The organism is Paracoccaceae bacterium Fryx2 (assembly GCA_032334235.1).
In the GTDB taxonomy this organism is placed as follows: Bacteria; Pseudomonadota; Alphaproteobacteria; order Rhodobacterales; family Rhodobacteraceae; genus JAVSGI01.
This window is the reverse complement of sequence record JAVSGI010000005.1, coordinates 1,138,237-1,151,161: the sequence shown is the minus strand read 5'-3', so window position 1 is coordinate 1,151,161 and position 12,925 is coordinate 1,138,237. Positions and strand designations below refer to the sequence as shown.

The 12,925-nt window shown below is 69.7% G+C and carries 12 protein-coding genes; 9 read left to right on the top strand and 3 right to left on the bottom strand.

Annotated elements, in window-relative coordinates; translation table 11 throughout:
• Positions 1-110: 110 nt before the first annotated feature.
• The gene (locus RNZ50_14685) at positions 111-665 is read right to left on the bottom strand and encodes a TIGR00730 family Rossman fold protein (GenBank protein ID MDT8856245.1); all 555 of its coding nucleotides are present in this window, start codon (positions 663-665) and stop codon (positions 111-113) included.
• Between the two features lie 98 nt (positions 666-763).
• Here RNZ50_14685 and RNZ50_14680 point away from each other — a divergent pair, with 98 nt between their 5' ends.
• On the top strand, positions 764-2,299 hold the full coding sequence (locus tag RNZ50_14680) for a LysM peptidoglycan-binding domain-containing protein (protein MDT8856244.1): 1,536 nt from the start codon (positions 764-766) through the stop codon (positions 2,297-2,299).
• Here RNZ50_14680 and RNZ50_14675 read toward each other — a convergent pair.
• Entirely contained in the window at positions 2,277-2,639 is a 363-nt protein-coding gene (locus RNZ50_14675) for a metalloregulator ArsR/SmtB family transcription factor (GenBank protein ID MDT8856243.1), read from the bottom strand. The genes RNZ50_14680 and RNZ50_14675 overlap by 23 nt on opposite strands.
• Before the next feature lie 176 nt (positions 2,640-2,815).
• Between RNZ50_14675 and RNZ50_14670 the strand changes: the two genes are divergently transcribed.
• The 8 genes from RNZ50_14670 to RNZ50_14635 all read left to right on the top strand — a co-directional run bounded on the left by RNZ50_14670 (position 2,816) and on the right by RNZ50_14635 (position 11,778).
• Positions 2,816-4,588 (top strand): ABC transporter ATP-binding protein/permease, encoded by a 1,773-nt coding sequence (locus RNZ50_14670; GenBank protein ID MDT8856242.1) that lies wholly within the window; start codon positions 2,816-2,818, stop codon positions 4,586-4,588.
• A gap of 76 nt (positions 4,589-4,664) precedes the next feature.
• Positions 4,665-5,312, top strand: coding sequence for a hypothetical protein (locus RNZ50_14665; GenBank protein MDT8856241.1), 648 nt, complete (start codon positions 4,665-4,667; stop codon positions 5,310-5,312).
• A 58-nt stretch (positions 5,313-5,370) separates the two neighbouring features.
• The gene (locus RNZ50_14660; protein MDT8856240.1) at positions 5,371-6,717 is read left to right on the top strand and encodes a PQQ-binding-like beta-propeller repeat protein; all 1,347 of its coding nucleotides are present in this window, start codon (positions 5,371-5,373) and stop codon (positions 6,715-6,717) included.
• A 57-nt stretch (positions 6,718-6,774) separates the two neighbouring features.
• On the top strand, positions 6,775-8,241 hold the full coding sequence (gene der, locus RNZ50_14655) for a ribosome biogenesis GTPase Der (protein ID MDT8856239.1): 1,467 nt from the start codon (positions 6,775-6,777) through the stop codon (positions 8,239-8,241).
• Between the two features lie 289 nt (positions 8,242-8,530).
• Positions 8,531-9,373, top strand: coding sequence for a UDP-2,3-diacylglucosamine diphosphatase (locus tag RNZ50_14650; protein ID MDT8856238.1), 843 nt, complete (start codon positions 8,531-8,533; stop codon positions 9,371-9,373).
• Entirely contained in the window at positions 9,373-10,512 is a 1,140-nt protein-coding gene (locus tag RNZ50_14645; protein MDT8856237.1) for a ceramide glucosyltransferase, read from the top strand. Before RNZ50_14650 ends, RNZ50_14645 begins: the two co-directional genes overlap by 1 nt.
• A gap of 7 nt (positions 10,513-10,519) precedes the next feature.
• On the top strand, positions 10,520-11,095 hold the full coding sequence (locus RNZ50_14640; GenBank protein ID MDT8856236.1) for a VTT domain-containing protein: 576 nt from the start codon (positions 10,520-10,522) through the stop codon (positions 11,093-11,095).
• Entirely contained in the window at positions 11,092-11,778 is a 687-nt protein-coding gene (locus RNZ50_14635) for a glycosyltransferase (protein MDT8856235.1), read from the top strand. Before RNZ50_14640 ends, RNZ50_14635 begins: the two co-directional genes overlap by 4 nt.
• A 145-nt stretch (positions 11,779-11,923) precedes the next feature.
• On the opposite strand, the gene RNZ50_14630 is transcribed toward RNZ50_14635, so the two are convergent.
• The gene (locus RNZ50_14630; GenBank protein MDT8856234.1) at positions 11,924-12,898 is read right to left on the bottom strand and encodes a 2-dehydropantoate 2-reductase; all 975 of its coding nucleotides are present in this window, start codon (positions 12,896-12,898) and stop codon (positions 11,924-11,926) included.
• Between the last annotated feature and the right edge of the window lie 27 nt (positions 12,899-12,925).

The window sequence follows — 12,925 nt, the reverse complement described above, 5'->3', positions numbered from 1 at the left end:
CGGCGGATGACCGGGAAGCGGAAGGGCGTGGCCGCCACGTCGCTCTGCCGTGCTGGTTGCCGCCGGGCCGTTCGTGTGGCGCTTGCGCGTCTTTCGCTGGGCGGCCTGCGTCAGGACAGGGCGGCGCGCAGCCGGTCTGCCAGCGTCGCGGAGTCGGGCACCAGCGTGTAGTAGTCGCGCAGGCTGGCGTCGGCGAAGCCTGCGGCGATCACATGGTCGAGCAGGGCGGCCAGCGGCTGCCAGTAGCCTTCGATGTCCAGCAGAAGGATGGGTTTCTCGTGCAGGCCGATCTGGCGCCATGTCAGCACCTCGAAGAACTCGTCGAGCGATCCGGCCCCGCCCGGCAGCACCACGATGGCGTCCGAATTCATGAACATCACCTTCTTGCGTTCATGCATGTCTTCGGTGATGACCAGTTGCGCAAGGTCGCGCCGCCCCTGTTCGCGTTCCATCAGATGGATCGGTATCACCCCCATCGCCACGGCCCCGGCCGATTGCGCGGCCCGCGCCACCTCGCCCATCAGCCCCACGTCGCCCGCGCCATAGATCAGCCGCCAGCCCATCGCCGCGATCAGCGCCCCCAGGTCGCGGGCGGCCTCGGCATGGGCGGGGCTGTGCCCGGCGCGCGAACCGCAGAAAACACAGACGGAGCGGAGCGTGATCATGGGTCAACCTTCGGAAACCTGTTGATTTGCCCCCTGATATAGGGGTTCCTGTCTGAAAGGAAGCTGGGGCCGGAACCGGCCCCGCGAAGGGAAGTCCGATGGCGGTGTGGAAGGGAATGGGAACCGGGGCATGGGCCGCGGTTCTGGGGCTCGGGGCGGTTGCGGCGGCAGGCGTGGCCTGGTGGGTGACGACGCCGGGCAAGACCCCGCCCCCCGCGCCGCTGGCGCTGGCCGTGGCGCCTGCGCGGGTTGCCGCGCCCGGTGTGCCCGCGCAGGTTGCCGCGCCGGAGCCGGCTGCGGCACCGCCTGCCACGCCGGACCCGGCACCGCCTGCCAAGCCGGACCCGGCACCGCTTGCCACGCCGGACCCGCCTGGGGTCGCGGCGCCGGACGCCGGGGCGACGCCCCTGCCGGATGCGGCGCCGCCTGCCTTCGACACCGTGCGGGTCGAGCCGGGCGGATCGGTCGTGGTGGCGGGGCGGGCGCAGCCGGGGTCCGGCGTGGCGCTGCTGGTCGATGGGGCAGAGGTGGCCCGTGCCGTGGCGAATGCACGCGGCGGCTTTGCCGCGATGTTCGATCTGCCGCCCGGCGGTGACGCGCGGCTGTTGACCCTCGTCATGACCATGCCGGGGGGGGCACCCATCGCCTCGGCGGAGGGCGTGATGCTGGCGCCGCTGCCCGCGACGGCGGTGGCTGCGGCTTCCGGGCCGGTGCCCGAACCCGAGCCCGCGGGGTCGGCCCGGCCGCCAGCGCCCGAAGCCGCTTCCGCCCCGCAGCCGCAGCCGCCCGCGGCGCTGCTGGTGACCGACGCCGGAGCCCGCGTGCTGCAACCCGCCGCCGGTGCCGAGGCCGCCGGGGCGGACAGCGTGACGATCGACACGATTTCCTATTCCGGCGCGGGCGCGGTGGTGCTGGCCGGGCGGGGTGTGGCAGGGGCGACCATCCGGCTTTACCTCGACAATGCCGAAGCGCAGGTGGCGACAGTGGCGGGCGATGGCAACTGGGCCGCGACCCTGCCCGCCGTCGTGCCGGGGATCTACACGCTGCGCGCCGATCAGCTTGACGCGGCGGGCAGGGTGAACGCTCGGTTCGAGACGCCGTTCCAGCGCGAAACGCTGCTGACGCTGGCGCAGGCGGCGACAGCGCAGCCCGCCCCGCCGCCCGCTGCCGCCCCGATGGCCGCTGCCGAACCTGCGCCGCCCGCCGAACCCGCGCCGCAGCCCGCCGAATCCATACCGGAGGCGGGGTCTGAGCCGGTTGCATCTTCGGCGCCACGGGCACGCCCGGTGACCGGCGCGGCGCAGCCGCCCGTGGTGGCGGCCGATGCGCCAGTGGCCCCGCCTGCACCCGAACCAGCGGCCGCGCCGGGCATCGCCCCGCCCGCCCAGCCTGTGCCGGGGTCGGACCAGGCACCGCTTGCCGCGCCTGCCCCGGCCCCCGAGTCTGCCCCCGCCGCACCGCGGCCCCCCGTGGTGGTGACGGTTCAGCCCGGCTTCAGCCTGTGGCGCATCGCGCGCGACAACATGGGCAACGGCATCCTGTATGTGCAGGTGTTCGACGCCAACCGCGACAAGATCATCGACCCCGACCTGATCTATCCGGGGCAGGTGTTCACTTTGCCTGCAAGGAACTGACCGGGCCGGGCGCGGGGTCTTCGGGGTGGTGGCGGCAGCAGGCCATCACCTCGGGGTGGGCAAGGCAGCAATCGTTCATCAGATAGGACATCATGCCGCCCAGTGCCGCCAGATCGACGGCATAGATCACGTTGCGCGCCGACCGGCGCGAGCGGATCAGCCCGGCCTGTTCCAGCGCCGCCAGATGGAACGACAGCCGCGAGGCGGGCAGCGCCAGATGCTGCCCGATCTGGCCTGCCGGCAGTCCATCCGCCCCTTGCGCCATCAGAAGGCGCAGAATATCAAGCCGTGCCGCGTGGGCCAGCGCCGACAGGGCGTCGAGGACTTTACTTTGCTCCATGCTTCAACTACTCATGAAATGTTGAACGATCCAGTCATAGCCCAATCCCCGGCGCCGATCAATGCCCCTTGCCCCGCCGGGCGATCCGCCAGCCCAAGGACGACGCGATGCGCAAGTTGACGAGTACGGCCACCAGCGCCGACAGCAGGCCCCCCAGCGCCAGCGGCCTGCAGACCATGCGCCGCGTCCTGCCCTACCTCTGGCCTGCGGGGCAGGGCTGGGTGAAGCGGCGGGTGGTGCTGGCGCTGCTGGCGCTGGTGGTGGCCAAGCTGATCGCGGTCGCAACACCGTTCTTCTACAAGGCGGCGGTGGATTCGCTGGCGGGCGAGTCGCGCGGCGACGCCTGGCTGCTGCTGTACGGCGCGGTCGGCCTGACGGTCGCCTACGGCGTGGCGCGGCTGGGGGCGGTGGCGTTCAACGAGTTGCGCGACGTGGTGTTCGTCAAGGTCGGCCAGCGGGCGCTGCGGCAGCTGGCGCTGGAAACCTTTACCCACATCCACCGCCTGTCGATGCGCTACCACATCAGCCGCAAGACCGGGGGCCTGAGCCGGATCATCGAGCGCGGGGTGAAGGGCGTCGATTTCCTGCTGCGCTTCATGCTGTTCTCGATCGGGCCGCTGATCCTGGAATTGAGCATGGTCTCTGTGCTGTTCGCCTTCCTGTTCGGCGTCGAATACATGCTGGTCGTGGTGGTCACCATCGCGCTTTACGTGACCTTCACCTTCAAGGTCACCGAATGGCGGGTCAGGATCCGCCGCCAGATGAACGACCGCGACACAGAGGCCAACCAGAAGGCGATCGACAGCCTGCTGAACTTCGAGACCGTCAAGTATTTCGGCGCCGAAAGCCGCGAGGCGCAAAGGTATGACGCCTCGATGGCCGATTACGAACGCATGGCGGTCAAGACCGGGCAGTCGCTGAGCCTGCTGAACTTCGGTCAGGCATTCCTGATCACCGCGGGCCTGATCATCGTGATGGTGATGGCGGCAATGGGGGTGCAATCCGGCAAGCTGACGGTCGGCGATTTCGTCATGGTCAACGCCTACATGATCCAGATCACCCTGCCGCTGAACTTCCTCGGCACGGTGTATCGGGAAATCCGGCAGGCGCTGGTCGACATGGGCGAGATGTTCGGCCTGCTGGCGCAGCCGGCCGAGGTGCTGGACAAGCCGGGCGCGCCGGATCTGGTGGTCAGGGGCGGCGCGCTGAGCTTCGAGGGCGTGCATTTCGGCTATGAATCCGGGCGCGAGATCCTCAAGGGCATCACGCTGCATGTCGGCGCGGGCGAGCGTGTGGCGCTGGTGGGCCCGTCGGGGTCGGGCAAGTCGACCATCGGTCGGCTGATGTTCCGGTTTTACGACGTGACGCAGGGTGCCCTGCGGATCGACGGGCAGGACGTGCGCGACATCACCCAGGACAGCCTGCACGCGCGGATCGGCGTGGTGCCGCAGGATACCGTGCTGTTCAACGACACGATCTATTACAACATCGCCTACGGCCGCCCCGAGGCCGACCGTGCCGAGGTCGAGGCCGCAGCGCGCGCCGCGCGGATCCACGACTTCATCACCAGCCTGCCCGACGGCTATCAGACCACGGTCGGCGAGCGCGGCCTGAAACTTTCGGGCGGCGAAAAGCAGCGGGTCGGCATCGCCCGCACCCTGCTGAAGAACCCGCCGATCCTGCTGCTGGACGAGGCGACCTCGGCGCTGGACACCCAGACCGAGCGCGACATCCAGGACAGCCTGCTGGAAATGGGCAAGGGCCGGACCGTGATCACCATAGCGCACCGCCTGTCCACGATTGCCGACGCCGACCGCATCGTGGTGCTGGAGGACGGGCGGATCACCGAACAGGGCACGCACGAGGTGCTGCTGGCGCAGGGCGGGCGCTACGCCTCGATGTGGGCCCGGCAATCCTCGGAGGAGGAGGCCGCGGGCAAGGCGGCCTGACGCCCGCCCGCGGCGGCAGGGCTTGGCAAGCCCGAGCCCTTGCGTGTAAGACAGCACAAAGGCACGGAGAACCCTTGTGAGCAACCCCGACAGCTTCATCAACGAAGTGACCGAAGAGGTCCGGCGCGACCGGCTTTTCGCGATGTTCCGCCGCTATGGCTGGATCGCCGTGCTGCTGGTGATCCTCATCGTCGGCGGGGCCGGGTTCAATGAATGGCAGAAGGCCAACCGGCAGTCGCAGGCGCAAGCCTTCGGTGACGCGGTGATGGGCGCAATGGAAGCGGCCACCCCCGAGGCGCGCAGCAGCGCGCTAGCGGCGGTTTCGGCCGCGGGCGACCGCGCGGCGGTGCAGAACCTGCTGCTGGCCTCGGACCCGGGGACCGATCGCGCCGGGGCGCTGGTGGCGCTTGACAAGGTGGCGGCGGATGCGGCGCTGCCGGTTGCCTACCGCGATCTGGCGGTGTTGCGCCGCGTGCTGCTGGCGGGGGCCGACATGCCCGCCGCCGACCGCCGCGCCGCGCTGGACGCGATTGCCGCACCAGGGCGGCCGTTCCGGCCGCTGGCGCTGGAACAACTCGCCTATCTGCAGGCGGAAGCCGGCGACACCGCTGCGGCCATCACGGCGCTGCAGGCGCTGGTCGTCGATCAGCAGGCCCCGTCGGGCTTGCGTCAGCGCGCGTCGCAGATGATTGTCGCGCTGGGCGGCGAGGTCACCGCAGGCTGAACGGGCGGCACGACGCCTTGGCGGGCAGGAACAACGGGGCAGGGACGGGGGTTTCACGGTGAAGCGGAATGCAGTGGTGACGGGTCTGGCGCTTCTCGGGTTGCTGGGTGCCTGCGCCGAACGTGAACTGATCCTGCCGGGCGAAAGGTTCGACCTGCGCGCGCCGCTGGAGGCCAGCCTGCCGGTCGAAGGCCAGCCCGCCCCCCGCGACACCTCGCGTTTCGTCCAGAACGTCAGCCAGCCGATCTCGCTGCCCGGGGTCACGGCCAATGCCGACTGGACGCATCGCGCCGGCAACAGCCGCCATCTGCCCCCCCATGCAGCCCTGAGCGCCGCCCCCGTCAGGGTGTGGACCGCCAACATCGGCACCGGCAACAGCCGCCGTTACCGGTCGGCGACCATCCCGATTGTCGCGGGGGGGCGAGTCTTCACGCTGGATTCCCAGTCGCATCTGGCGGCCACCTCGACCGGCGGCGGGGCGCTGTGGTCGGTCGACCTGACGCCCGGCAACGACCGTGCGGGCGATGCGTCGGGCGGTGGCCTCGGCTATGGCGACGGCAAGGTGTTCGTGGCGACCGGCTATGGCGAGTTGATCGCGGTCAACCCGGCCAGCGGCGCCGTGATCTGGCGCCAGCAACTGGAAGCGCCGGTGACCGGCGCGCCCACGGTCGAGGGCGGCATGGTCTATGTGGTCGGGCGCGATTCCTCGGCCTGGGGGGTCGATACCGCCAACGGCCGGGTGCGCTGGCAGGTGCCGGCCGTGCCGCAGGCGACGGGCATGATCGGTTCGGCCGGCCCCGCGATTGCCGGCGACACCGTGATCCTGCCGTTTTCCAGCGGCGAGATCGTCGCGGTGCGGCGCGACAGCGGCGAGCGGGTGTGGGGCGGCGTCGTCGCCGGTCAACGTGCGGGCCGCGCCTACGGCACCATCGGCGGCGTGACCGCAGATCCGGTGGTGGCGGGGGCGGTGACATATGTCGGCACGCCCTCGGGGCGCACCGCGGCGCTGAGCACCGCGACCGGCGAAAAGCTGTGGACGGCAACCGAAGGCGCGCTGGGGCCGGTGGCTGCGGTCGGCGGCTCGGTGTTCCTCGTCAACGACGAGGCGCGGCTGGTGCGGCTGGATGCGGAAAGCGGCGCGGTGATCTGGTCGGTGGAAATGCCCTATTTCACCAAGGAAAAGATCAAGCGCCGCAAGGCGATCTTTGCCCATTACGGCCCGGTGCTGGCGGGTGGGCGGCTGGTGGTCGCCTCGTCCGACAACCTGATTCGCTTCTTCAGCCCGGTCAACGGCGCGCTGGTCGGCAGCGTCGAGCTGCCCGGCGGGGCGGCTTCGGCGCCGGCCTTTGCCGGGGGCGTGATGTATGTCATGTCTGGCAACGGGCAACTTCACGCTTTCCGTTAGGCGCGGGGGCGTGTAAGGCAGCAGGCTTGACGCACGAACCCGCCCCCGGAGGGCAGCATGACCTTTACCCTCGCCATCGTCGGGCGGCCCAATGTGGGCAAGTCCACCCTGTTCAACCGCCTTGTCGGGCGCAAGCTGGCGCTGGTCGATGACCAGCCCGGCGTGACGCGCGACCTGCGCGAGGGGGATGCCAAGCTGTTTGACCTGCGCTTCACCGTGATCGACACGGCGGGGCTGGAAGAGGTGACAGACGACAGCCTTCAGGGCCGGATGCGCCGCCTGACCGAACGTGCGGTCAGCATGGCAGACGTGTGCCTTTTCCTGATCGACGGCCGGGTCGGCGTCACGCCGACCGACGAGGTGTTCGCCGACATCCTGCGCAAGAAGAACGCGCATGTGATCCTTGGCGTGAACAAGTCCGAAGGCAAGGCCGGGGATGCCGGCGCGATCGAGGCGTGGAGCCTTGGTCTCGGCGACCCGGTGCGCCTGTCGGCCGAGCATGGCGAGGGGATGGACGACCTTTACCGCATCCTGCTGCCGATCGGCGACACCTTCCGCGAACGCGCCGAAGCCGACGCCCCGGTGGTCGATGTCGATGTGTCCGAGGAGGAGGCCGAGGTCGAGGCCGACCCCAATGCGCACAAGCCGACGCTGGACAAGCCGTTGCAGATCGCCGTCATCGGGCGGCCCAACGCCGGGAAATCGACGCTGATCAACAAGATCCTCGGCCACGAGCGGCTGCTGACCGGCCCCGAGGCGGGCATCACCCGCGACGCGATTTCGGTCAAGACCGAATGGCTTGGCACGCCGACCCGGATCTTCGACACCGCCGGAATGCGCAAGAAGGCCCGGATCAGCGACAAGCTGGAAAAGATGTCGGTGTCGGACGGTCTGCGCGCCGTGCGCTTTGCCGAGGTGGTGGTGGTGCTGCTCGACGTCGAGATTCCGTTCGAACAGCAGGATCTGCGGATTGCAGACTATGCCGAATCCGAAGGCCGCGCCGTGGTGCTGGCGGTCAACAAATGGGATCTGGAAGGCGAAAAGCAGGAAAAACTGGCAGAGCTGCGCGAAAGCTTCGAGCGGCTGCTGCCGCAGTTGCGCGGTGCGCCGCTGGTCACGGTGTCGGCCAAGACCGGCAAGGGGCTGGACCGGCTGCACGAGGCGATCCTCAAGGCGCATGACGTGTGGAACCGCCGCATCCCGACCGCGCGGTTGAACACCTGGCTTGGCGCCATGGTCGAGGCGCATCCGCCACCGGCCCCCGGCGGGCGGCGCATCAAGATGCGCTACATGACGCAGGTCAAGACCCGGCCGCCCGGTTTCATCGTGATGTGCTCGCTGCCCGAACAGACACCCGAAAGCTACAAACGCTATCTGGTCAATGGCTTGCGCGAACATTTCGACATGCCGGGCACTCCGATCCGCCTGACGCTGCGCGGGCAGGGCGACAAGAACCCCTTCAAGGGCCGGTATTTCTCGACGCCCTCGCGGCTGCGCAAGCATACCGGCAAGGGCGACTACTAGGCCGCGCCGCCCGGTCGCCGCCCCTGACCGGCCGACCCACCCGCGCGCGGGCGGGCGTGCCCGGCCCCACACCGGCGCAAGGCAGCCGCCAACCAGGCCGCGCCTTGCAGATCGGCTCCCGCCCGGGCAGCGTCCCGATGCCAACAACCTTGACAGGCTCCACCCGGTGATGATGAAATTCTGGTGACATCGGCATCGGTCACAAAATCTTGTCATCGGCTTGGCATCTATCGCCAAGTCTGGGAGCCGGACGCACCAATCAGGGGGCGGAACTACGATGCGAGACCTGTTGACAACGAATCCTGCGGAATTTCCCCCGGCCCAGCGGCCGGGACGCGCCCGCCACCACCATCGCAGCCTGTTCCTGTCGGACCTGCATCTTGGCGCGCGAAACTGCGACGCCGGGCGCATCCTCGGCTTTTTGACCGAGCATGACGCCGACACGTTCTACCTGGTCGGTGACATCTTCGACATCTGGCATGTGCGCAAACCGCACTGGACGCCGGTGCATGACGCGATCGTGGCGATCCTGCGGACGCGGGCGCAGCGGGGGGCGCGGATCGTCTATCTGTCGGGCAACCACGATGCGGCGAAACACCGGCATCACGAAGGCTTTCTGGGCCCGGTCGAGGTTGCCGAACATGCGTTCCACGTCGCGGCCGACGGGCGCCGCTATCTGGTGCTGCACGGCGATGTCTGCGATGCGCGCTGGCTGCGCTGGCACGCCCTGACCCGTCTGGGCAGCCGCGCCGACGAGTCGCTGCGCAGCCTTGACGCCTGGCTTCGGCGCCTGCGCAACCGGGCAGACCCCGAACGTGCGACCACGATCCAGATGCTGCTGTCCTGCGTCAACGGCCTGCTGTCCTTCGGCACCCGGTTCGAGACCCGGCTGGCCGACCTTGCGCGCCGCCACGATCAGGACGGGGTGATCTGCGGCCATTTCCACAAGGCCGCCCTGCATGGCGACCACGGCGTGGTTTACGCCAATTGCGGCGACTGGGTGGACAGTTGCACGGCCATTGCCGAACACCGCGACGGCACGCTGATGCGTCTGGCCTGGCAGGATGAACGCCAGACCGCCCGCGCGCCCGAGGGAGCAGGCTTCGACGATGCGCTGGCGGGGTTTGCGTGATGGCGGCCGGGCCGGTCCTGCTGGCGGTGGCGGTGTTCTGCGCGCTGGCGCTGGCGCTGCATGTCGCCACCATCCTGGCCGTGCTCTGGCGCCGTGACAGGCCGGGCGGCAGGATGCCGGTGCCGCCGCCGCTGGTCTGCCTGCTGCGCCCGGTCTGCGGCGTGGACGCGTTCGAGGAGGAAACGCTGGCCTCGTCCTTCCGTCTGACCTATCCCGACCTCGACATCGTGTTCTGCGCCGCCTCGGCCGACGATCCGGTCGTGCCGCTGGTGCGGCGGCTGATCGCGGCGCACCCCCGATGCAACGCCCGGCTGCTGATCGGCGAAGACGCGATCAGCGGCAACCCCAAGCTGAACAACCTTTCCAAGGGCTGGAACGGCACGGGCGCCGAATGGATCGCGATGGCCGACAGCAACGTGCTGCTGCCGCCCGACTATATTGAAACCCTGCTGGCCTGCTGGACGCCCGGCACCGGCCTGGTGACGGCCCCGCCGGAAGGCGTGCAGGCCGAGGGCTTCTGGGCGGCGGTGGAATGCGCGTTTCTGAATACCTACCAGGCGCGCTGGCAACTGGCCGCCGACCAGTGCGGCCTCGGCTTTGCGCAGGGCAAGACCCTGTTCTGGCACCGCAAAGTGCTGGAGGATGCGGGCGGGCTTGCCGCGCTTGGCCGCAACATGGCCGAGGATGTCGCCGCCACCCGGATCGTGCGCGGTCAGGGCCTGAAGGTGCGCCTGATGCCGCGCCCGGTGCCGCACCCGATCGGTCGGCGCACCCTGACCGAGGTCTGGGACCGGCAGTTGCGCTGGTCGCGCGTCCGCCGCGAGGGGTTTTTCTGGCTGTTCGTGCCGGAATTGCTGAATGGCGGGGCGTTTCCGGCGCTGGGGGCGGCCGTGCTGGCATTGTCCGGCGCGGTTCCGGTGGCTGCGGCGCTTGGCTTTGTCGCCCTGTGGTATGGTATCGAGGCGCTGCTCGCGGCCCGCCGGGGCTGGCGTGCCGCGCCGGTCGACGTGCTGGCATGGGCGGTGCGCGACCTGATGCTGGCGCCCTTGTGGATTGCCACCTTTGCGCGGCGCGGCTTCGTGTGGCGTGGCACGCCGATTGCATCGGACAGCGCGGCGCATGGCGCGACGGCAGAGTGAGCCGGACATGATCGGACTTGAAAGCGCGATTGCATTGCTGGCGACCCAGGGCCTGCCCCTGCTGGCCCCGATCGCGGTGCTGGAAGGGCCGATCATCACGGTGATCGCGGGTTATCTGGCCAGCCTGTCGCACATTCCGCTGGTTCCGGCCTTCGTGGTGCTGGTGATTGCCGATCTGGTCGGGGACTCGCTGCTTTACGGGGTTGGCAGGAAGTGGGGCGGGGCGCTGCCGGGCCGGTTGCGCCGTCTGGTCGATGCCGACGGCACGCGGCTGGCGCAGCTTGCCGCGCATTTCGGGCGGCATGGCGGGCGCACGTTGATCCTTGGCAAGCTGACCCATTCGGCCGGTGCCGCCATCCTCGTCGCGGCGGGCATCGCGCGGATGCCGTTTCTGCCGTTCCTGTGGTTCAACCTGCTGGCAACGATTCCGAAGACGCTGGCTTTCCTTGCCATCGGCTACGGCGCGGGCCACGCCTTTGCCGAGATCGACCGCTGGATTTCCTGGGGCTCGCTGGCGGTTGTGCTGCTGATCGGGCTGGTGGTCCTGCTGCGGCTGCGGCTGCGGCGCGGGGTGGCAAGATGACCGCGCCCGCCGTGTCATGTCTGATCCCGGCCTTCAACGAGGCGGCCCGCATCGGCGCGGTGCTGCGCGCGGTGACCGACCACCCCGGCATCGCCGAGGTGATCGTGATCGACGACGGGTCCAGCGACGCCACCGCGCAGATCGTGCGGCAGACCGCGGGCGTCACGCTGATCAGCCTGCCGCAAAACCGGGGCAAGACCTGGGCGCTTGCGGCGGGGATCGCGGCGGCGCGGCACCCGCTGCTGCTGCTGGTCGACAGCGATCTGGTGGGACTCGAGACCCGCCATCTTAGCGCGCTGATCGGGGTGGTCACCTCGGGGCGCGCCGATGTCGGCATAAGTCTGCGGCAGAACGCTCCCGGCCTGTGGCGCGGCATCGGGCTGGATTACCTGTCGGGCGAACGCATCCTGCCCCGGGCCCAGATTGCGGGCCGGATCGACGCCCTGCGCCAGTTGCCGAAGTTCGGCTTCGAGGTGTTCCTGAACCGGATATGGATCGACCAGAACGCCCGGATCGGCGTCGTCCGCTGGCCGGGGGTCCACAGCCCGTCGAAAAGTGCCAAGCGCGGGCTTTGGCCGGGCGTGCAGGCCGACCTGCACATGATGCGCGACATCTTTCGCACCGTCGCCCCGGCCGAGACGGCGCGGCAGATCCGGGCGATGATGCGTCAGCGCGTCGGCTGACCGGGGGCTCGCCGCAACCAGCCGCCCGCCCTTCGCAGCCGACCGGACAGCCCACGGGCGGGACGGGCGCCCGAATGGGCTAACCGAGGCCGGATTCCGGCCCAGCACTCCCGCCCGTCGCCGGGGCCTGCCGCAGGACCGTCCCTCAGCCCTGCGCCGCCATCCGCGCCCGCAGGCGCACCAGCGCCAGCACGGTGTCTAGGGTCGGCGTCGCCACCCCGGTCAGCACGCCCAGTTCCGCGACCGAGGCCACCAGCGCGTCGATCTCCATCGGTCGCCCGGCCTCCAGATCCTGCAGCATCGAGGTGCGGTGCGCGCCGACCGCTGCGCCGCCGTCGATGCGGCGATCAACGTCGATCGGGAACTTCACCCCCAGCCTTTCAGCCACCCCCTGCGCCTCGACCATCATCGCCCGCGCCACCGCCCGCGTGCCGGGGTCTGTGCAAAGCACGTCGAGCGTGGCGAGCGTCAGCACCGAGATCGGGTTGAACGACAGGTTGCCCCAGAGCTTCACCCAGATCTCGTCGCGGATGCGCGGGCGGACCGGGGCCTTCAGCCCGGCGGCCGCCAGCGCCTCGGAAAGGGCCACCGCGCGGGCCGATTTCTCGCCCGAGGGTTCGCCCAGCGAAAAGCGGTTGCCCTCGATGTGGCGGATCACGCCGGGGGACGAGACTTCCGCGGCGGGATAGACCACGCAGCCCAGCACCCGGTCGGGGCCGAAGCCCGCCCATTGCACGCCGCCGGGATCGACCGACTGCAACTGCGTGCCCTCCAGCGCCCCGCCGGCCTTGTGGAAATACCACCACGGAATGCCGTTCACCCCGCTGACCAGCGTGCTGTCCGGCCCCAGCAGCGGCAGGATCTGCGGCACCACGGCAGGCACCGAATGCGCCTTGAGCGTCAGGATGACGTAATCCTGCGGGCCGAGGCTGGCGGGGTCGGACGAGGCGCGCACGGGCAGGGTGGTGGTGCGGCCATCCTCGATCAGCGTCAGGCCGTCGGCCTGCATCGCCGCCAGATGCGGGCCTCGCGCCACCAGCGACACCTCGGCCCCGGCCTGCGCGAGCTTTGCCCCCATGTAACCGCCGATTGCCCCGGCGCCGAAGATGCAGATTTTCAAGATATTATGCCTCCGGCGGGGATATTT